Genomic DNA, 19,713 nt, shown 5'->3' with positions numbered 1-19,713 from the left:
GTTATCTTTTAACCCCGATAACATGCCCAGGTCCCAATAGGATCATTTTCGCAGCGATTAAGGCCATTTCTTTTGGCGGCTTTTCCATGTCGGTTTTCAGCCAGTGTTGAATCAGCCCCAATTGGGCGGAACTGACAAAGGCGATGAGGTATTCCGGAGGAACTAGCATGTCTTCTACATTAAGTTTTAAAGCAATATTTTGAAAAAATTGCTGTTTGATTAATTCCTTAAATTTGACTTGAAAGGAGGGATCCCCTTTTGGACCTAAAACAACCTTCATAAACCTGGCATTCTCTTGAAAGTGTTCAAACAACCTTAGAATGACAGGAAAGGGCTCATCCTGATTGATAGAGAGAAGTGCATCCTTTGGATTGATTTCACTTGCTATGCCTTCTATTTTTTTTAGAACTTCTTCTTCACTTTGCTCCAGCAAGTCGTATTTATCCCGGTAATGCAGGTAAAACGTGCCGCGGTTCATTTGCGCTTTTTCTGTTAATTCCCTGACCGTTACGCCTTCGAACCCTTTTTCCTCCATTAACTCTGTCAGGGCATCACGAATCAGCATTTTCGTTCGGGCAGCTCGTTTATCGTGTGTTTGGTTAGCCATTTTCAGTGCCTCCAAGAAATATTTATTTTCTAAATTAAATATAATAAATGGTGCGGATATTAATCAACACATTGTTGATTTATTGAAAGATGGTTAAAAGGATTCTTGTGTTGGAAAGTAAAGTATCAAAATTGGAAAGTAATTTGTCAAAACAGGAAAGTAAACATGCAGGTTTGGAAAGTAAGACTCTTTTTTGGAAAGTAAACGACAAAATGACGAAAGTATTACCAAAAAACAGGAAATAAAATTGAATTTCCGAATATTTTTGCGAGGCTCTGCTAACCATAAACGATGGATTTCCTAATTTAAAGAGGTGATTGCGATGCTGATTAGCATATTAAATGGTATCCATGCGCAAAATTTCCTTTTTGAAGAAGCTGCCTCCATCGTTTTTTATTTTACGATCTACTCCTTTTTCGGCTGGATGCTTGAAAACAGCTATAACTTCTTTACAAAAGGGACTTTTATTAAAGCCAATTTTTTGTACGGACCGTTTAAACCGATGTATGGCTTTGTGCCTATACTGCTAGTTATGCTGACTAAATCAGATTTTCATTGGATGATCGTGCTGCTGCTATGTTTCACGATTCCCACCGTGGTGGAATACATAAGCGGTGCCTTGCTGCAGAAATTTTTCAGGAAGCAGTGGTGGGATTATTCCGGCATGCCCATGCAGTTGCACGGCCACATTTGTCTGCCATTTTCCCTATGCTGGGGTGTGCTCTCGCTCATATGTCTAAAATGGGTTCATCCTGCAATTATCACATTATATGAGGCTTCAGAAACGCTATGGAACTGGACATGGCCTGCCCTCATGTTATATTTCATCGCCGATTTGGCGCTGACAGTACGGAAGTACGTCCAAGGGCCTGAAACTATTAGTAATCTAGATACTGTCGAATAGCAGGTGCTGTTCTCTGAAAACGTTAGCAAAATTGAATAATTCCAGTAGGCTGCTTGACATCATAGTCACACAGCAGCTTGCAATTGCTCCTTTTTTCGCAGGAAGAAGGAGTTTTTTTAATGAATGTGTAATTTTGTTTATATAGATTTTTATGCTTTCTGGTGAATATATTTATAGAATAAAAGTAGAATTGGGAATATCCGAATCGGAGAGGGGAAAAATTATGAGACTGGAAGGAAAGGAGATTTATCTTCGCTTTCTGGAGGAGAAGGATGCGAAAGCGATGACACAGATTACAATCAAAAACCGGGAGTTTTTCCAAGAAACTTCACCTAAACGTAGTGAGCACTTTTACTCATTTGAGCACCAATTGAGGTCGATACGGTTTGTTATCCAGTGCCGGGAACTAGAAACCCAATATTCATTTGGCATCTTTCTAAAAAAAACGGATGAGTTAATTGGCGATATTGAATTATTCGATATAGTTAGGGATTCTTTTCAAAGCTGTTATATCGGTTACAGCCTTGATCGTCAATACAACGGAAAAGGGTATATGACGGAAGCAGTGAAGCTAGTAGTTAATTATGCTTTCAAGGAACTCGGACTCCACCGGATTGCCGCTGGTGTCATGCCTTCTAATGTTGGCTCCATCCGTGTTCTTGAAAAAGCAGGTTTTGAAAAAGAAGGGATTGCGCGGAAAAATATTAAGATTAATGGGAACTGGGAAGACCATCTTCAGATGTCGATTTTAAATGAAATAGAGTAGAAGAGAAGAATTAGACGCTTCTCTTCTTCTGTTTTTATATAAAAAACCATTTTGAAGTAAATTAACAATAATTATTGAATGGGAGAGTGATTCCTATTTATAAAAAACAAGAACGGATGCTAGTTTGGCTCGCCTTTACCGTAGCGGCCATCATGGCACTATCCATCATTGGCCGGATTTTTTCAGGATAATGAAAATCCGATGGAATGGAGAACATAAGGACGCTTGCGAAAAAATTCCTACCCACCAATGTGACATACATAACAATTCTTTAGAAAGGTGGTCCAGTGAGGAGAAATGGTTAACCAAGAAGCGGTTTTCTTCAGCCGGGTTTTAACCGAGCTGACTCTATCCTTCCATATCATATATGCAACGATCGGTGTCGGGGTACCGCTAATGATTATGATTGCGCAATGGGTGGGAATCAAGAAACAGGATGAACACTATATTTTATTAGCAAGAAGGTGGACGAGGGGCTTTGTTATCACGGTGGCGGTGGGTGTCGTGACCGGAACGGCGATTGGTCTGCAGCTATCCCTCCTCTGGCCGAATTTCATGGAGTTGGCCGGAAATGTCATTGCCCTGCCGCTGTTTATGGAAACGTTCGCCTTTTTCTTTGAAGCCATTTTTCTGGGTATCTACATTTACACCTGGGACCGCTTCAAAAATCAGAAGAAGCACCTTCTTCTATTAATTCCTGTTGCATTGGGTGCATCCTTTTCAGCCATATTTATTACCATCGTCAACGCCTTTATGAACGCGCCGCAAGGCTTTGACATTGTAAAAGGGCAGCTGGTGAATGTCAGCCCTCTGGTTGCGATGTTCAATCCGGCGATGCCGACAAAAGTTGCCCATGTCTTGTCCACGGCCTATATGGCCTCTGCGTTTGTCCTGGCTTCCATCGGGGCTTACCGCCTTCTCGTAAAGGACTCCAAGCATGTGTATCATAAAAAGGCTCTTTTTTTAACGATGAAGCTTGGCCTGATCTTTTCCGTGGCCACCGCAGTAATCGGCGATTTTTCCGGAAAATACCTGGCTGAATACCAGCATGAAAAACTAGCTGCAGCGGAGTGGCATTTTGAAACAGAGAAAGGTGCACCGCTTTATCTGTACGGCGTTCTTGATAATGGGGAAGTGAAATATGCTTTAAAAATTCCATTTGGTCTTAGTATTTTGGCACACAGTAAGCCAAATGCAGAAGTAATTGGGCTCGACCGTTTCCCCGATAACGAAGAGCCTCCCCTTTATATTCACTACCTGTTCGATTCAATGGTCACCATCGGAATGGGTTTGACGTTTCTTTCTTTTGTCTATGTTCTCGGTGTGCATCGAAAATGGCGGATTATTTTTAAAAAATGGTTTGGCTGGCTGCTGGTACTTTGTGGGCCATTGTCGGTGATTGCCATTGAAGCAGGCTGGTGGATGACCGAGGTAGGACGGCAGCCGTGGATTCTTCGCGGAATCATGGGGACAAGTGAGGCAGCCACGGGCAGCGGTCAGGTCGATACGATGTTAATGTTGTTTTCGTTGCTTTATCTCATCCTTGGGATTGGCAGTATTCTCGTCCTAATTAGGATGTTTCGCAAAAATCCGGTTGAACAGGAACTGGCGGACCGCGACGCGGAAAAGGCAGGTGACCTTAAATGACGCTCGAAATACTTGGAATAACGGTTCTAGGCGTATTTTTGTTTGGCTATATCATTGTTGCCTCCATCGATTTTGGCGCTGGGTTCTTCAATGCATTCAGTGTTGTTACGGAAAAAGAGCATATTTTAACTAGAGTGATTCAGCGCTACCTTTCTCCAGTTTGGGAAGTTACCAATGTATTTTTAGTTTTTTTCTTTGTAGGGATGGTTGGATTTTTTCCAAAAACAGCTTATTACTACGGGTCTACTCTGCTTGTTCCGGCTAGTATTGCGACGATACTCCTGGCGATTCGCGGTGCCTATTATGCTTTTACAACCTATGGAGGACTGAAGCACAGACGGTACACCATTCTGTATGGCTTGACGGGGTTATTCATTCCTGCCTCCTTGTCAATCGTGCTGGTTATTTCCGAAGGCGGCTTTGTCACAATTACGAAAGGCGGACCTGAGCTCAACTACTGGGTGTTATTTACCAGCCCGTTATCGTGGAGTATTGTGTTGTTAAGTTTGACTTCCGTTCTGTATATATCCGCTGTATTTTTGACGTGGTATGCCCAAAAGGCGAAGGATTATAATGCAGCCAATCTGCTTCGAAAATATGCCCTTGCCTGGGCGGGACCTGCTATTATTACGGCTGCCGGGATTATTGTCGAATTGAGAACACATAATACTGAACACTATGAGCGTCTTCTTGATTTATGGTGGTTGTTCGGGTTGTCGGTTATATTTTTTGCAGGAACCGTGTACTTGCTGTGGAGGAGGATTGCCTATGGGTTTGCTTTTGTGCTATTGGCAGGGCAGTTTACGTCCGCCTTCCTTGCATACGGAATATCACATTATCCCTACCTGATGTACCCGTACTTGACGATTTATGACGGCTTTACGAATAAAGCGATGGCCACTGCACTGGTGACGGCCTTTATTGCAGGACTCTGTTTGCTCATTCCATCGCTGTATCTTTTGCTAAAGCTGTTTTTGTTCAACAAGGATTATGTGCAGGGTAACCGCAATGATCATGTATAAAGGAGGGTCTCCTTTTGGAAAAATTCTTAATGTTTTATGCGCCGTTTATGGTAATATTTCTTTCTGTGGCCGCCGCGTTCTGGGCTGCCGGTATAGATGATGCAGTTAAAAAATAAATTTCATTACCTGTGAATTATGATAAAATGAACGAAAACATCCATTTACAGGGAATGAGATTTGATGAAAATAGATGAAATGGATCGAAAAATTCTTGCCATCCTGGCTGAGAACGGACGAGCGTCCTATGCTGATATCGGCAAGGAACTAAATTTGTCACGGGTGGCGGTCCGCGAACGTGTTAATCGCATGGAAGAGTCGGGCATTATTGAAAAATTCAGCGTAGTTATTAATTCTGAAGCGGTCGGGAAAAAGGTATCTGCTTTTTTTGAGGTTGATTGCGAGCCAGCGTATCTTGTTTCGGTGGCGGAAAAACTCGCCAATAACCCAAATGTAGCAAGCTGCTATCAGATGACAGGACCGAGTACCCTGCATATGCACGTTCTCGTTGAGGATTTTGCTTCGCTTGAAAAATTTATTAACCAGGAGCTTTACGCGGTCGAAGGCATCACCCGAGTCGAAAGCCAGATCATGTTGCGCCGCTTCAAAAGCCGTACTGGCTTAAAACTATAATCCTTGGAGTTTATCCTCCAAGGATTATTTTTTTTTGAAAAAAATAATAGACAGTCTTCTGGATGTGCGTTAAAATGATGAAAAATCTAAATTATTCCAATTGTTAATGATATTCATCTTTTTGGTTAACAAACGAAATGATATGGCATATATCTTTTAACAAATAGTTTCGTGTGAAAAGGATTTGATAAGAATGAAACAACATCTTGATTTGTTTGTGGCTTTTTTTAGGTCAGGAATGCTTGGGTTTGGCGGCGGCCCCTCTGCGATTCCGCTTGTCCATAAAGAAGTCGTGGGAACTTTTAAATGGATGAATGATGAAGAGTTTGGCGACACTTTGGCTCTCGCGAACGCCCTTCCTGGTCCCATTAACACAAAAATGGCAGGATACATTGGATATCGAGTGGCAGGAATCCTTGGTCTTTTCACAGCGATCCTTGCGTCGATTCTTCCGACCATCGCCTTAATGATTGTCTTGCTGACGTCGTTGTCTGCCTTTAAAGACCAGCCGTGGGTGCAAGGAATGACGAAAGCGGTCGTTCCGGTTGTGGGTGTTATGCTAGCTGTCTTGACCTGGCAATTTTTCCAAAACGGTCAGAAGGGGATGGGCTGGAAAGGCAATTTGGCAATGGTCGTAGTGAGTTTTGTTATTATGGAAATCCTCGGGATTCACCCAGGGGTCCTTATTGCCGGCCTGCTGGCTTGGGCGCTATTTGGCCGCGGGAAAAAGGGGGAAACGGAAGTCGTTGAAAAGGAGAGGAAAACAATATGATGCTTCAGTGGAAAATCTTCTTGGCGTTCTTTATCCCTGGCATTCTTGGCTATGGCGGCGGTCCTTCATCCATTCCGCTGATTGAAAACGAAGTGGTGGACCATTACGGCTGGCTGACGGTTCAGGAATTCAGCGAAGTGCTGGCACTCGGAAACTCGCTGCCCGGCCCGATTGCGACAAAGATGGCGGGGTATATCGGCTATCAGCAAGGCGGCATCTTTGGAGCAATCGTTGCCGTGTTCGCCACAGTTGCACCGTCACTGATCTTGATGATTTCGCTGCTGGGTTTGTTGTATAAATTTAAAGATTCCCCGAAAGTGAAGAAAATGACTCTGTACGTAAGGCCAGCCATTGCTGTCATGCTTGGAGTCATGGCTTATAACTTCTTTTCGGGCTCCTATTCTAATATCGGCATATGGCAAACCTTGTTTCTTGTCATTGCCAGTTATGTATTGATGGAAAAACTAAAAATTCACCCAGCGTTCGTGATTATGGGTGCACTTGGTTATGGAGCAGTGTTTTTGAGTTGAATATACCTATTTAAGGAGGGCCATCAAGGTTCTTCTTTTTTGTGTGTGCCAGGCATGGCAACTATCTAGGTGGTGAAAGTCCACTGTGGGGGTACACATTGACCAACCACTAAGGAAGCGCAAGGTACTTATCGTGAGATAAGGGTTGGAGGAAGCGTGGAATAAAATCTTGGCTCGACGTACAGAAACCTGATACTAAGGCCTTACAAAGGGATGAGGCTCCACAACAAGTCAAAGTCCAAAAAGATGTGCGTAACTTTGTAGAGTAAATTAGGCGAGTAAAAGAGGAAAGATAGTTGTCTTACCCTGGGAGGTCTTGCGGATGTACATAAGTACAGTCGAAAAAGGTTAGCCGCAAGAAGTCAGCAGAAGCCATAGTAGTGAAATTAATTCATGAAGGGCTGAACAATTTATAGTGTTTCAACACCGCGAATGCGTAAGTGACGTACTCCGAATGTGTTAATGGGAAAGTATGAGCGTACCTCAAAGGATAACCAAAATGAGAGATATCACTTACTACGTGAGAGGAAAGGAGAAACGAGTGTGGAACTTTTAGAACGGATTCTAAGTAACCAAAATATGAACGAAGCTTACTTGCGTGTCTTTAGAAATAAAGGTGCGAGTGGAGTCGATGGAGTGACAGTCGGTGAACTAAAACAATATCTAAAAGAGAACAAGGATGAACTTCGCCAGCGCATTAGAACAAGAAAATACGAACCACAAGCTGCCTTAAGAGTGGAGATCCCAAAAGAAAATGGCAAGATGCGCAAGTTGGGAATACCAACAGTAGTGGATAGAGTAGTTCAACAAGCCATTCATCAAGTTCTCAGTCCGATATTTGAAAAGCAATTCAGCGAATTCAGTTACGGCTTTAGACCAAAAAGAAGCTGTGAGATGGCTATTATAAAAGGCTTGGAATTTCTGAATGATGGACACTATTGGGTGGTAGACATTGACCTTGAAAGATTCTTCGATACAGTCAATCACGATAAACTAATGCGGATTATTGCCAACACGATTGATGATGGTGATGTCATCTCGTTAATCAGAAAATACTTAGTAAGTGGAGTTATGGTAAATGGGAATTATGAAGACACTCCCGTTGGGACTCCGCAAGGAGGGAACCTCAGTCCATTATTGAGTAATATTATGTTAAACGAACTAGATAAGGAACTAGAAAGTAGAGGATTGCGTTTCGTTAGATACGCTGATGACTCCCTAATCTTTGTGAAGAGCGAGAAAGCAGCGAACAGAGTGATGAAGTCAATCGTGAGATTTATTGAAGGAAAATTAGGGTTAATAGTTAATGCAGAAAAGAGTAAAATCTCCCGCCCGAAAGAGTTAAAATTCTTAGGATTTGGATTTTACTATGATTTTAAAACTGAGAAATACAAAGTGAAACCACACCCAAAATCAGTACAAAAATTTCAAAGAAAACTACGACAACTCACAAAACGAAACGGGAGCGTCTCTTTAGATTTCAGAATTCTTAAGCTAAAACAAGTCATCTTCGGTTGGGTGAACTACTTTAGAATCGCAAACATGAAAAAAGTATTGACCCAAATAGATATGAAGCTACGCTCAAGAATAAGAGTAATCATTTGGAAACAATGGAAAGTTCCTAGAAAACAAATCAAGTCGCTAATTCAACTAGGGATACCTGAAGAAGAAGCGAAAGGATTAACCTTCTGCCGAAAAGGTTATCGGTATATCGGATTATCGAAAGTTGTCCAAAGAGCAATCTCAAACAAAAGACTAAAGCAGAGGGGAGTCCCCTCTGCTTTAGAACGCTACTTAAAAGTACACACTGTAATATAAATTGAAACGCCGTATACGCGAACCGTACGTACGGTGTTGTGAGAGGGGCGAAAATAATTTAAGTTATTTTCCCTCTACTCGATTGCAGGGATTGATGTGGCGGTTATCCGCCGAACTCAGGATAGTATCCGCCAAATCCTGGGGATTATCCGCCGAACTCTTGAAAGTATCCGCTGAAATCCGAAATAAATCCGCAAATAATTTTTAAGAGCAATCATTTCATCGGAATATACCATAAAATTTAGAAGAGGCATGCTAGAATAAAGGTATCTTAGAATGACTTACCGAAATTTAAGTTAATAAAAATAGGAGAAATAATGTGCTTAAGACACTAATCGAAATTTTACTTGTTTCAACAAGGCTTGGTTTAACCTCATTTGGCGGCCCCATCGCTCATTTGGGTTATTTTCATGAAGAATATGTCCGGCGCCGTAAATGGCTGGATGAAAAAAGCTATGCCGATCTGGTGGCATTGTGTCAATTCCTTCCCGGCCCCGCCAGCAGCCAGGTGGGAATTGGGGTTGGAGTCATTCGCGGCGGAGTAGTTGGCGGAATCTTGGCATTTATTGGATTCACCGCTCCCTCGGCGGCTGTCCTAATTCTTCTGGCGCTTTTTCTTAAAGGAATGGAAATAAATGATGCCGGCTGGATTCACGGGTTAAAAATTGTGGCTGTTGCAGTGGTTGCCCAAGCCATACTTGGGATGGCGCAAAAATTGACGCCGAATAAACCGACAAAGGCCATCGCACTTGCTGCAATTGTAACAGTATTACTATGGCAAACTGCTTATTCTCAGATAGCTATTATATTGCTATCTGCGGTAGTAGGGGTGTTGATTTTTAAAAATCATGAAACTGACCTGGAAGCAGGGAATACCAGGTTTCCTATTTCAAGGCGTTTTGCGGTGATCTGCATAGTCATTTTTTTCGGCTTGTTGATTATTTTCCCACTGCTAAGAGGAGTAACCTCCGCTAGTGTGCTTGCGTTGTTCGATAGTTTTTATCGCTCAGGAGCACTGGTGTTTGGCGGCGGTCATGTTGTGCTGCCGCTGCTAGAGCGCGAATTTGTTCCGACCGGCTGGCTGTCAAAAGAGGAATTCCTAGCAGGGTACGGGGCAGCTCAAGCGGTACCAGGCCCCTTGTTTACCTTCGCCGCATATATTGGGGCGGTAATCGATGGCTGGCGTGGCGGCCTTATTGCAATAATAGCAATTTTCTTGCCAGCCTTTCTACTTGTTTTTGGAACGCTGCCGTTTTGGAACAGCCTAAGGAAGAGCCCGAGAATCAAAGGAGCCCTAATAGGAGTAAACGCTGCAGTAGTTGGGATTCTGATTGCAGCCTTTTATAATCCTATCTGGATAAGTTCGATTCACGCCCCACAGGATTTTGCCTTTGCTACCGTTTTATTCTCCATGTTGGCTTATTGGAAACTGCCGCCATGGATTGTGGTGGTATTAGGAATAATTGGAGGTTCCCTTTTTTCTATAGTGTAAAAAGTCGTTCTACTCCTGGAGCGGCTTTTTTAATGGAAAAATAAAAGCTTCCTTTTTCGAAGCGTAATGAAAAAGATTGGGCTCCTCATTTAATGGAACAGGAGCAACTGTGTTTTTTAAGATTTTAATTTTTGCGGAACTGACCTTCCACCTTTCATGCTGTACATCTCCCCGTAACAGCAGTTTCCCCCACTTCGAAAACAGCGTATATCTTTCAAGCAGCCAGCTATCGAGACTGCCCGGAACCAGTGGGGCAGCCTTTCCAATAGGCTCATAAACGGCTGAAAATTTACCATTCCTAAACTTCCGCTTGCTGTTAAAAACAATTTCCTCTTTATGAAGCCCCATTTCTATATTTGCCAGTCGATAAGGTAGGGAAGCCGCCTTAGCCCCCATAACAGCAAGCGGATGGTTCGCATCGAGCGAGAAAAAGTAAACCCCTGGAATCCCTCGGTACCTAACGTATGTACGAACGTTCAATTCTAAAAAATGATTCAAAAGAGGCAGCTCAGGAAAAAAACGTAATCGCTGGTGTGTAACCTTGAAGGGAAGAATGGTCACCCATGCCCTTCCTTCAAATAAATCTAACTCCAACTCCCGCGGGATAAGTGATCTTATTGTTTTCGCTTCTGCCTCCCAATGCATAAACATCAAATGCTCCCAGGTTTGTTTTATCATCCAAAAATCCATTTTTATACCTCTCTTTTGTAGAAATAACATTCTAATCATCATTTGAATAAAAAGTTTGACACTCAAACCTGTATTTGAATATGATATATTCAAACGAATATTTGAATAAAGAGGGTGTCACCATGAAGGAACGCGATGTTTGTGAGATTAATTGTGTGGATAGTGAAAAAACGGCGCGGGTCCAGCAGCAGCTTGAGAACAGCTTGCATATCCTAGAAGTCACCAAGCTTTTTAAAGCATTGTCTGACGAAACACGGATGAAAATTGCCTATGCACTAACGCTCGAAGACGAGCTTTGTGTTTGCGATGTGGCCCATATCGTCGGGGCGACAACGGCAACGGCATCGCACCATTTGCGCCATTTAAAAAGCCTTGGCCTCGCCAAATACCGTAAAGAGGGCAAGTTAGTTTATTATTCCCTTGATGATGACCATGTAAAACAATTAATTCATATTGCCTTTGAGCATCAGGTGGAGGTGATGGACCGTGGGTGAAGCGCTTGAAAAACAAGTTTACCGCGTTCAGGGTTTTTCCTGAACGAGCTGTGCTGCCAAGTTCGAAAAGAACGTGAAACACCTGGATGGTGTTGTTGATGCACAGGTCAATTTCGGAGCTTCGAAGCTCACTGTCTATGGAAATGCTAGTTTGGAAGAACTGAATGAAGCTGGAGCGTTTGAAAAGATAATCATCTACCCGGAAAAAGAAAAGCGGGCCCCCGCACCAAAAGAACCGTTTTGGAAGCGGTATTCGCTGCTGGGTCTGTCCCTGCTGTTCCTGGTCGCCGGGTACCTTTTTACAACTAACATCCTGTTTGCTGCAGCAATTTTACTAGGAGGATTTCCTCTTTTTAAAACTGGCTTGAGAAACTTAATTCGCCTGGAGTTTGATATGAAAACGCTGATGACGATTGCGATTATCGGGGCGGCGATGATCGGCGAGTGGAGTGAAGGGGCTGTTGTTGTTATTCTGTTCGCTATCAGCGAGGTGCTCGAGGGATACTCGATGGATAAAGCGCGGGCTTCGATTCGTTCACTGATGGAGATGGCGCCGGCAGAAGCTGTGGTTGTCCGAAACGGCAGTGAACTGACGTTAAAAGCCGAGGATATTGAAATAGGTGACATTATGCTCGCCAAGCCCGGGCAAAGGATTGCCATGGATGGAGTAATTGTTGAGGGGGCTTCCTCCGTAAATCAAGCTGCCATTACAGGAGAGTCGGTTCCAGTTGAAAAGTCCGTCAATGATGAAGTATTTGCAGGAACGCTCAATGAAGAAGGCTTTTTAAAAATAAAGGTCACAAAGCTGATCGAGGACACGGCCATTGCAAAAATTATTCATTTGGTGGAGGAAGCGCAGGCGGAAAAGGCGCCGTCTCAAGCTTTTGTCGACCGGTTTGCCCAGTATTACACGCCTGTCATTATGGCGGTTGCAGCTTTAGTTGCCATCTTCCCGCCACTATTCTTAGGAGCTAACTGGCAAGAATGGATTTACCAAGGGCTCGCTGTGTTAGTAGTCGGCTGTCCATGCGCTTTGGTGATTTCCACCCCTGTTGCGATTGTAACTGCCATCGGAAATGCCGCGCGAAACGGGGTTCTTATCAAAGGCGGCAGCTTTTTAGAGGAGACAGGCGCCTTAAAAGCGATTGCTTTTGACAAAACAGGTACATTGACGAAAGGCGTCCCGGCTGTTACCGATTATATCAATTTCAGCGGTGACGAAAGTCTGCTTGAAAAAGCAGCCGCACTGGAGAGTAAGTCTCAGCATCCGCTTGCAAGTGCGATAATAAAAATGGCGGCTCACAACGAATTCACGGTTGAAAATTTTACATCGATAACTGGAAAGGGTATTAAGGGCTTAGTGGACGGCACGGAATATCTGGTCGGAAACGCAAAGCTTTTTACGGAAATCCCCTTGGTGATTCAAAGCCAAATTACCCTTTTGCAAAACCAGGGGAAGACAGTGATGATTGTCGGTTCGGAAAAAGGTATTCTGGCTTTGATTGCGGTTGCTGACGAGGTCCGCGACAGTAGCCGCAGCGTCATTGAACGTCTTCAACAACTAGGAATTAAACAGACAATTTTGCTGACCGGAGACAACCGAGCGACGGCCGAGTCGATTGGCCAGCATGCAGGGGTTAGCGGTGTTGAAGCTGAACTTTTACCACAGGATAAATTAGCTTTTATAAAAAAATTGAAATTACAATTTGGGAGAGTGGCGATGGTTGGCGATGGTATCAATGACGCTCCAGCCTTGGCTGGTGCGACCGTTGGAATCGCGATGGGCGGCGCCGGAACAGACACGGCGCTGGAAACAGCCGACATCGCATTAATGAATGATGATTTGAATAAGCTGCCGTTTATGATAAAACTAAGCCGGAAAACCCTGCGGATTATTAAACAAAATATTACTCTGTCTATAATGGTAAAGCTATTGGCTCTGCAGCTTGTTGTACCAGGCTGGCTGACCCTTTGGATTGCCATTTTCGCAGACATGGGGATGACCTTGATTGTCACTTTAAATGGATTGCGTCTCTTTCGGGTGAAGGACTGAAAGTGTTGTTTTTTTAGAATTTTCTCTTATATATTTTAGAACGCCATTATCCATTTAAAAATCCGCTTTCCATCATATATGAACCACTATGTATCGAAAAATCAAGATCAGAAAAAACTAACCGTAATCGTAATATTTTCGTTTTAGAAAAAGAGAAATCGCTGGCCCGTAACAAATAGGCTAATGGGGGGATAAACATGGGTCACCATCATCATCACCATCATGGACACGGACATGGCCATTCACACGGTCATTCACATACGAGCAATAAAAAGGCGTTATTAAGTTCTTTTATATTAATAGCAGCCTTCATGGTTGTGGAAGTCATCGGCGGACTTTTAACTAACAGCCTGGCGCTGCTTTCTGATGCAGGGCATATGCTCAGCGATGCCGCTGCACTAGGGTTGAGCTTTTACGCAATCAAGCTTGGGGAAAAGGCAGTTTCTCAGGAAAAAACGTATGGTTATAAACGATTTGAAATTATTGCGGCTGCTTTAAACGGACTAACATTGATTCTAATTTCGATTTATATTTTTTACGAGGCCTTCCATCGTTTTTTCAATCCTCCGGAGATTCAAAGCACAGGGATGCTGATCATTTCCATTATCGGATTATTAGTTAACATCGCAGCTGCCTGGATTTTAATGAACGGCGACAAGGATGAAAATTTGAATGTCCGCAGCGCATTCCTTCACGTTCTTGGCGATATGCTCGGTTCTGTTGGGGCTATTATCGCGGCATTGCTTATTATGTTCCTCGGCTGGGGAATCGCCGACCCGATTGCCAGCGTTATTGTTGCTGTGCTGATTCTAATCAGCGGGTACCGGGTCACGAAGGATTCTTTCCATATTTTAATGGAAGGGGCGCCGACACAAATTGATATAAATCAGGTGAAGGAAGCGTTGGGGAAGATTCCATATGTAAAGGAAGTCCATGACCTCCATATTTGGACCATTACCTCCGGGTACCCGGTGTTAAGCTGCCATGTCACCATCTATGATAACGGGGTTCATGATAAAATTCTCGCCCAATCGCAGAAAATTCTCCATGATGATTTTCATATCGAACACAGCACCATTCAGGTTGAAAAAGAAGCAATAGGCTGTCCGAGTCCGCATGGAACGTGTAATTAAAAAAAGGAGCCCGTCAAGGCTCCTTTTAAAATTCAAACGTTAATTCATCGCATTAAAGCTTACAGCGATTTTTGCCCCGACAACCGCATTGTTTTTAACTAATGCAATGTTGGCGTCCAAGCTTTTTCCTTCTGTAAGTTCTTTCACTTTTCCGAGCATGAATGGTGTCACATCTTTACCGGTGATGTGGCGTTCTGCCGCTTCTTTCAATGCTGTTTCGATGACACCATTAATAAATTCCTCTTCCATGGCATGTTCTTCAGGGATCGGGTTGGCAATTACAGCACCGCCTTTTAGATTTAAATCCCATTTTACTTTTAATGTAGAAGCAATTTCATCGACATCATTAGCACGCAGGTTTAATAGAAATTCGCTGCTGCGTGTATAGAAGGCAGGGAGGACATCAGTTTGATAACCGATAACTGGTACGCCTTTTGTTTCTAGATATTCCATTGTTAATCCTAGATCGAGAATTGATTTGGCACCCGCACAAATGACGGCCACATTTGTTTGTCCAAGTTCCTCTAAATCTGCTGAAATATCCATAGTAGTTTCGGCTCCACGGTGAACGCCGCCGATACCGCCAGTTACGAAGATATTGATTCCGGCCAATTCTGCGCAGATCATCGTCGCAGCTACTGTGGTTGCTCCAAGTTTTTTAGTTGCAAGTAAATAAGCCAGGTCACGTCTTGATGCTTTTGCTACTCCTGAACTTTTCCCGAACATTTCTAACTCTTCATCTGATAATCCGATTTTAATTTTTCCATCAATGATGGCGATTGTAGCAGGAACGGCACCATTGTCACGGATGATTTGCTCAACTTCGCGGGCTGTTTGGACATTTTGCGGATAAGGCATGCCATGAGAGATAATCGTAGATTCTAGGGCAACGATTGGTTTTCCTTGTTCCTTTGCAATACGTACTTCTTCAGATAATGTAATATATTCTATCATGACTATTCCCCCAAGTCTTTTATTAGTTGTTCTGCAGATAAATCCTGTCGAACCGTATATGGTGATTGTAGTGTTTTCGATGCATTGATACTTCCGGCCTTAGCAATTTCCAATAATGTCATACCTTCTAACCAGGAGTAAATAACAGCCGAAGAAAAAGCATCTCCAGCCCCAGTTACATCGACGATTTCCTTCGCTTCAATAGGGGGGACATGGAAAATGCCTTCCTCTCTATTCCCAATCATGGAGCCTTCTTTTCCGTTAGTTATGACCACATTGGAAATCCCCAGAGACAGCCATTTTTCTACTGCGTTTTTCCAATCTGAATCATTTTTGATTTCGTGCTGAAAATAGGTTTCCGATTCATCCCGATTCGTAATGAGCCATGTTACTCCATCGAGTTCATCTGGCAAACGAGTCATCTTTGGTGATGAAACTGGTATTAAGACGATAGGTAGGTTATGGATTTTGGCAAAATGGCACAAATATTGAACTGTTTCTTTTGGGCAATTTAAATCTACGATGATACATTTTGATTGTTTTAAGAATCCCTCATGCTTCCGCAGTAATGCCGGTGTGATGGTTTCATATACATCCATATCCGCAAGCGCAATGACTAATTCGCCGTAGGAGTCAAGAACGGCCGTATAGGAACCCGTTGCTTTTTCTGGGAATTTGGAGACAGTCTCTAAATTCATGTATGACGCTGAGGAATCCTCAATAATGGTCCAGTCTTTATCAGCGCCGGCAGCCGATATAAGTGAAACTTCAAGTCCTAGGCGTCCTAGGTTTTCTGCGATATTCCGGGCAACCCCGCCGGCATTCTGGGTGACATAGCTGGGATTGGAAGTACCCAGCTGTGCCTGCCCATTAATATGAAATTTACGGTCAATATTCGCTCCGCCAATGCAAATGACATGCTGTGATTCACTTAATATATACGCCCTGCCTAAAATATGGCCTTTTTTGATCAGCCCAGAAATCATGTTAGCAATCGAAGGCCTGGACAATTCTAAATTTTGCGCAAGCTCTTGCTGCGAAATATAGGGGTTTTTCCGGATTAAATCGAGAATCAGTTGTTCTTTCTCTGTCAGTTTTTCAGGCATAAACTCACCCCATAAATAACACTAATCTTAAATCGCCTGATCAGTCCTATTATTGTTTTGGATTAAATGTCTTTAATTCATCACGTGTTTCAGGAACCTTTACAGCACCTGATTTGATTTTCTCAACCCAGTCTTTAACGGTTGCTTCAATATCGGCTTTGTTTGCTGCTTTTTGATTGATTGGTGCTAGTCCGACACCATCTTCTGCTAAACCGTACAGCGCTACTTTACCGCCTGGGAAATGGCCATCCTTTGTTTTAGTGGCAAGGTCTTTAACCGCAATATCAACACGTTTTAAAGCAGAGGTAAGTACTACATCCTGGCCCATATCAGATTGGTCACGGTCTACACCAATTGCCCAAATCTGTTTACTAGGATCTTTTGACTTTCGGTCATTAGCTTCTTTGAATAGCCCTACCCCAGTGGCACCCGCTGCGTGGAAGATGACATCCGCTCCTGAAGAATACATTTTCGAAGCGATTGCTTGTCCAACCTCAGCCTTATCAAATGCACCTGCATATTGAACATCTACTTGTACCTCCGGTTTTACAGCTTTAACTCCAGCTAAGAAACCAGATTCGAAACGTTCAATCACGGGAATTTCCATTCCGCCTATAAATCCGATATGGTTAGCTGTTGTTGTTTTTGCCGCTGCTATTCCTGCAAGAAAACCGGCTTCTTGCTCTTTAAAAAGGATGCTCGCTACGTTTGGAAGCTTTACCTCTGCATCTACGATGGCAAATTTAGAATCCTTCTGTTGTTTAGCGATTTCTTCAACTGCCGATGGCATTAAAAAGCCAATCGCATATACTAAGTCAAATTTTTCACGAACAAGTCTATTTAAATTTGTCGTATAATCGGCATCCGATTTGGAAGCAAGGTAATCATACCCGCCTCTCCCTTTCTTCAATCCATTTTCCTTACCGAATGCTTGCAGGCCTTCCCAAGAAGATTGGTTAAAGGATTTATCATCGACACCACCGATGTCAGTCACCATACCAACAGAAAATGTGTCTTTTTTGCCGCCGCCAGTGTTATCGTTATCGTTACTTTTTCCACATGCACCCAAGAGTGTGCCGGCTGCAAGAACAAGTGATAGTGCCATACCAAATTTACGTTTTTTCATTTTGTGTGCCTCCCTAAGTTGTAGTTGAGTGTTATAAACTTTTGTTTGTGGGTTAAACTAACGTTTGTATTATACGTCTTAAAAAATTCTAGGTCAACATTTTTAAACCAGATTACTATGCAATAGTATTTCCCAAATAAACATTTCAAGTGCTATTTAAACGAAATCGATATGGAGAATCTAATAAAAGTAGTTAATTTTTTACTAAAATGACAACTTTTTAAGGAGGCTTGGCAGTGTTACTAGTACCGTGTGAGTTAGCAAGCCTCCAGTCATATAAATAAAAACCACTGAAAAGTCAATAGGCAAAAAGTTTTCAGTAAAGTCGAAATAGAAAAATAATTTTATTGAAATACTATCCTCAATTAATATATAATTTTTTTGTCACCTTGTTATAGAACATCTTTAGGGGAAAATTTGTAGTACATAACAAAGGGGGAATTTTATGTTTGAGAAACTGGTCACAAGCGTTACAGATTTTTTATGGAGTCCGCCACTCATCGTCTTTATTGTAGCCGTAGGAGTCTACTTTAGTGTCCGAACTGGATTTTTGCAAATTCGTCATTTTAAAGAAATGATACGTTTAATCTCTTCTGGTAAAAGTTCCAATGAGGGTGTATCTTCCTTTCAAGCATTGGCCATGTCCTTATCTGGACGTATAGGTGTCGGGAACATTGCTGGAACGGCAACGGGTATTGCGTTCGGAGGACCTGGTTCCGTATTTTGGATGTGGGTGATTACCTTTATCGGTGCAGCATCTGCTTTTGTGGAGTCCACCCTTGCGCAAATCTATAAGGAAAAGCAAGACGGTGAATATCGAGGCGGTCCGGCCTTCTATATTGAAAAGGGACTTGGGTGGAAATGGTTTGCCGTCATTTTTGCAATTGCCACTCTCCTTGCTATGGCTGTATTGATGCCGGGTATTCAGGCAAACTCTATTGCAGAGGGCGTCAGCAATGCTTTTGGCATTGACAGGACGGTTACTGGCTTAGTTGTTGTGTTCCTAATGGGTCTTATTATTTTCGGCGGGGTTAAGCGGATAGCTAGAGTCGCAGAATTTGTCGTGCCTTTTATGGCAGGAGGATATTTATTAATTGCGATTGCCATCATTGCGGTTAATTTTGATAGAATTCCAGAAGTATTTTCTCTTATTTTTAAGAGTGCCTTCGGAGCAGAGGAAATGTTTGGCGGTATCCTCGGTTCCACCATTATGTGGGGTGTAAAACGCGGTCTATATGCGAATGAAGCAGGACAAGGTACAGGTGCCCACCCTGCAGCTGCCGCAGAAGTATCACACCCGGCAAAACAAGGACTTGTACAAGCATTTTCGATTTATCTTGATGTATTCCTAGTCGTTACATCGACTGCACTTATGATTCTATTTACAAATTCGTATAATACCATTAATGAAAAAACGGGCAAAGTCCTAGTTGAACACCTCAAGGGAGTGGAGAGTGGTCCTGCATACACACAAGCTGCAGTTGACACCATCCTGCCTGGATTAGGTTCAGGATTTATTGCCATTGCTCTATTCTTCTTTGCTTTTACAACTATTTTTGCCTACTACTATATTGCAGAAACAAATCTTGCCTATCTAGTAAAAGGGAAAAATAGGAAATTATCTATGACAGTTTTAAAGATTGTCCTTTTAGGTGCCACTTTCTATGGGTCCGTAAAAACAGCAGCAACAGCCTGGGCCATGGGGGATATCGGACTTGGAATCATGGTATGGTTGAACTTGCTGGCAATTCTTTTATTATTCAAACCAGCACATATTGCTTTAAAGGATTATGAAGCGCAGCTGAAGCAAGGGCTGGATCCAGAGTTCAATTCAACTAAATTGGGTATCAAGAATGCAGATTTCTGGGCTGATGGTTATAAAAAGTCTGAAAAAGATGAAAAGAAACGTGTAGCAAATTAAGCAAACAATTTATAAAAGCAGGAAAAGGCAGCAGGGGAAATAAAATCT

General features: G+C 42.7%; 19 protein-coding genes. 14 read left to right on the top strand and 5 right to left on the bottom strand.

Annotated elements, in window-relative coordinates; genetic code table 11:
* Position 1: 1 nt before the first annotated feature.
* Positions 2–607, bottom strand: a complete 606-nt coding sequence (locus tag ACZ5AE_RS25040) for a TetR/AcrR family transcriptional regulator (RefSeq protein ID WP_464567203.1) — start codon at positions 605–607, stop codon at positions 2–4.
* 322 nt (positions 608–929) lie between these two features.
* Between ACZ5AE_RS25040 and ACZ5AE_RS25035 the strand changes: the two genes are divergently transcribed.
* The 10 genes from ACZ5AE_RS25035 (at position 930) to chrA (ending at position 10,188) form a co-directional block, all read left to right on the top strand.
* Entirely contained in the window at positions 930–1,511 is a 582-nt protein-coding gene (locus ACZ5AE_RS25035; RefSeq protein ID WP_464567202.1) for a putative ABC transporter permease, read from the top strand.
* A 223-nt stretch (positions 1,512–1,734) separates the two neighbouring features.
* A complete protein-coding gene (locus tag ACZ5AE_RS25030; RefSeq protein WP_464567201.1) occupies positions 1,735–2,277 on the top strand; it encodes a GNAT family N-acetyltransferase in 543 nt (180 codons plus the stop codon).
* 297 nt (positions 2,278–2,574) lie between these two features.
* Positions 2,575–3,924: a cytochrome ubiquinol oxidase subunit I gene (locus tag ACZ5AE_RS25025; protein WP_464567200.1), complete on the top strand. Its 1,350-nt coding sequence runs from the start codon at positions 2,575–2,577 to the stop codon at positions 3,922–3,924.
* Complete coding sequence (locus ACZ5AE_RS25020; protein WP_464567199.1) at positions 3,921–4,946, top strand: cytochrome d ubiquinol oxidase subunit II; 1,026 nt, start codon at positions 3,921–3,923, stop codon at positions 4,944–4,946. Before ACZ5AE_RS25025 ends, ACZ5AE_RS25020 begins: the two co-directional genes overlap by 4 nt.
* A 14-nt stretch (positions 4,947–4,960) precedes the next feature.
* A complete protein-coding gene (gene cydS, locus ACZ5AE_RS25015; RefSeq protein WP_464567198.1) occupies positions 4,961–5,062 on the top strand; it encodes a cytochrome bd oxidase small subunit CydS family protein in 102 nt (33 codons plus the stop codon).
* Between the two features lie 64 nt (positions 5,063–5,126).
* Positions 5,127–5,576: an Lrp/AsnC family transcriptional regulator gene (locus ACZ5AE_RS25010; RefSeq protein ID WP_464567197.1), complete on the top strand. Its 450-nt coding sequence runs from the start codon at positions 5,127–5,129 to the stop codon at positions 5,574–5,576.
* A gap of 193 nt (positions 5,577–5,769) precedes the next feature.
* Positions 5,770–6,348, top strand: a complete 579-nt coding sequence (locus tag ACZ5AE_RS25005; protein WP_464567196.1) for a chromate transporter — start codon at positions 5,770–5,772, stop codon at positions 6,346–6,348.
* Positions 6,348–6,878: a chromate transporter gene (locus ACZ5AE_RS25000; protein ID WP_464573732.1), complete on the top strand. Its 531-nt coding sequence runs from the start codon at positions 6,348–6,350 to the stop codon at positions 6,876–6,878. The genes ACZ5AE_RS25005 and ACZ5AE_RS25000 overlap by 1 nt, the downstream gene beginning before the upstream one ends.
* Before the next feature lie 543 nt (positions 6,879–7,421).
* Entirely contained in the window at positions 7,422–8,696 is a 1,275-nt protein-coding gene (gene ltrA, locus ACZ5AE_RS24995; RefSeq protein WP_464567195.1) for a group II intron reverse transcriptase/maturase, read from the top strand.
* A gap of 319 nt (positions 8,697–9,015) precedes the next feature.
* Positions 9,016–10,188, top strand: a complete 1,173-nt coding sequence (gene chrA / locus ACZ5AE_RS24990; RefSeq protein ID WP_464567194.1) for a chromate efflux transporter — start codon at positions 9,016–9,018, stop codon at positions 10,186–10,188.
* 9 nt (positions 10,189–10,197) lie between these two features.
* On the opposite strand, the gene ACZ5AE_RS24985 is transcribed toward chrA, so the two are convergent.
* The gene (locus ACZ5AE_RS24985; RefSeq protein WP_464567193.1) at positions 10,198–10,878 is read right to left on the bottom strand and encodes a YqjF family protein; all 681 of its coding nucleotides are present in this window, start codon (positions 10,876–10,878) and stop codon (positions 10,198–10,200) included.
* A gap of 122 nt (positions 10,879–11,000) precedes the next feature.
* Here ACZ5AE_RS24985 and ACZ5AE_RS24980 point away from each other — a divergent pair, with 122 nt between their 5' ends.
* The 3 genes from ACZ5AE_RS24980 (at position 11,001) to ACZ5AE_RS24970 (ending at position 14,558) form a co-directional block, all read left to right on the top strand.
* Positions 11,001–11,372: an ArsR/SmtB family transcription factor gene (locus ACZ5AE_RS24980; RefSeq protein ID WP_464567192.1), complete on the top strand. Its 372-nt coding sequence runs from the start codon at positions 11,001–11,003 to the stop codon at positions 11,370–11,372.
* Positions 11,365–13,425: a heavy metal translocating P-type ATPase gene (locus ACZ5AE_RS24975; RefSeq protein WP_464567191.1), complete on the top strand. Its 2,061-nt coding sequence runs from the start codon at positions 11,365–11,367 to the stop codon at positions 13,423–13,425. Before ACZ5AE_RS24980 ends, ACZ5AE_RS24975 begins: the two co-directional genes overlap by 8 nt.
* Positions 13,426–13,622: 197 nt before the next feature.
* The gene (locus tag ACZ5AE_RS24970; RefSeq protein ID WP_464567190.1) at positions 13,623–14,558 is read left to right on the top strand and encodes a cation diffusion facilitator family transporter; all 936 of its coding nucleotides are present in this window, start codon (positions 13,623–13,625) and stop codon (positions 14,556–14,558) included.
* Between the two features lie 39 nt (positions 14,559–14,597).
* On the opposite strand, the gene ACZ5AE_RS24965 is transcribed toward ACZ5AE_RS24970, so the two are convergent.
* The 3 genes from ACZ5AE_RS24965 to ACZ5AE_RS24955 are packed head-to-tail and all read right to left on the bottom strand — an operon-like array spanning position 14,598 to position 17,744.
* A complete protein-coding gene (locus tag ACZ5AE_RS24965) occupies positions 14,598–15,512 on the bottom strand; it encodes a pseudouridine-5'-phosphate glycosidase (RefSeq protein ID WP_464567189.1) in 915 nt (304 codons plus the stop codon).
* A 2-nt stretch (positions 15,513–15,514) separates the two neighbouring features.
* Entirely contained in the window at positions 15,515–16,618 is a 1,104-nt protein-coding gene (locus ACZ5AE_RS24960; RefSeq protein WP_464567188.1) for a PfkB family carbohydrate kinase, read from the bottom strand.
* A gap of 49 nt (positions 16,619–16,667) precedes the next feature.
* A complete protein-coding gene (locus ACZ5AE_RS24955; RefSeq protein ID WP_464567187.1) occupies positions 16,668–17,744 on the bottom strand; it encodes a BMP family lipoprotein in 1,077 nt (358 codons plus the stop codon).
* A gap of 445 nt (positions 17,745–18,189) precedes the next feature.
* Here ACZ5AE_RS24955 and ACZ5AE_RS24950 point away from each other — a divergent pair, with 445 nt between their 5' ends.
* On the top strand, positions 18,190–19,665 hold the full coding sequence (locus ACZ5AE_RS24950) for an alanine/glycine:cation symporter family protein (RefSeq protein ID WP_464567186.1): 1,476 nt from the start codon (positions 18,190–18,192) through the stop codon (positions 19,663–19,665).
* The last annotated feature ends 48 nt before the right edge of the window (positions 19,666–19,713 follow it).

The organism is Neobacillus sp. S1227, from assembly GCF_055385255.1.
This window is presented reverse-complemented; position numbering and strand designations above follow the sequence as displayed.

What these genes read in the sequence shown, in the direction of transcription:
- ACZ5AE_RS24970 (WP_464567190.1), top strand. Translation starts at nt 13,623, where the DNA reads ATGGGTCACCATCATCATCACCATCATGGACACGGACATGGCCATTCA.
- ACZ5AE_RS24955 (WP_464567187.1), bottom strand. Translation starts at nt 17,744, where the DNA reads ATGAAAAAACGTAAATTTGGTATGGCACTATCACTTGTTCTTGCAGCC.
- ACZ5AE_RS24950 (WP_464567186.1), top strand. Translation starts at nt 18,190, where the DNA reads ATGTTTGAGAAACTGGTCACAAGCGTTACAGATTTTTTATGGAGTCCG.
- ACZ5AE_RS24985 (WP_464567193.1), bottom strand. Translation starts at nt 10,878, where the DNA reads ATGGATTTTTGGATGATAAAACAAACCTGGGAGCATTTGATGTTTATG.
- ACZ5AE_RS25025 (WP_464567200.1), top strand. Translation starts at nt 2,575, where the DNA reads ATGGTTAACCAAGAAGCGGTTTTCTTCAGCCGGGTTTTAACCGAGCTG.
- ACZ5AE_RS24965 (WP_464567189.1), bottom strand. Translation starts at nt 15,512, where the DNA reads ATGATAGAATATATTACATTATCTGAAGAAGTACGTATTGCAAAGGAA.
- ACZ5AE_RS25035 (WP_464567202.1), top strand. Translation starts at nt 930, where the DNA reads ATGCTGATTAGCATATTAAATGGTATCCATGCGCAAAATTTCCTTTTT.
- ACZ5AE_RS25005 (WP_464567196.1), top strand. Translation starts at nt 5,770, where the DNA reads ATGAAACAACATCTTGATTTGTTTGTGGCTTTTTTTAGGTCAGGAATG.
- ACZ5AE_RS25020 (WP_464567199.1), top strand. Translation starts at nt 3,921, where the DNA reads ATGACGCTCGAAATACTTGGAATAACGGTTCTAGGCGTATTTTTGTTT.
- ACZ5AE_RS25030 (WP_464567201.1), top strand. Translation starts at nt 1,735, where the DNA reads ATGAGACTGGAAGGAAAGGAGATTTATCTTCGCTTTCTGGAGGAGAAG.
- ACZ5AE_RS25000 (WP_464573732.1), top strand. Translation starts at nt 6,348, where the DNA reads ATGCTTCAGTGGAAAATCTTCTTGGCGTTCTTTATCCCTGGCATTCTT.
- ACZ5AE_RS25010 (WP_464567197.1), top strand. Translation starts at nt 5,127, where the DNA reads ATGAAAATAGATGAAATGGATCGAAAAATTCTTGCCATCCTGGCTGAG.
- ACZ5AE_RS25040 (WP_464567203.1), bottom strand. Translation starts at nt 607, where the DNA reads ATGGCTAACCAAACACACGATAAACGAGCTGCCCGAACGAAAATGCTG.
- ACZ5AE_RS24960 (WP_464567188.1), bottom strand. Translation starts at nt 16,618, where the DNA reads ATGCCTGAAAAACTGACAGAGAAAGAACAACTGATTCTCGATTTAATC.
- ACZ5AE_RS24980 (WP_464567192.1), top strand. Translation starts at nt 11,001, where the DNA reads ATGAAGGAACGCGATGTTTGTGAGATTAATTGTGTGGATAGTGAAAAA.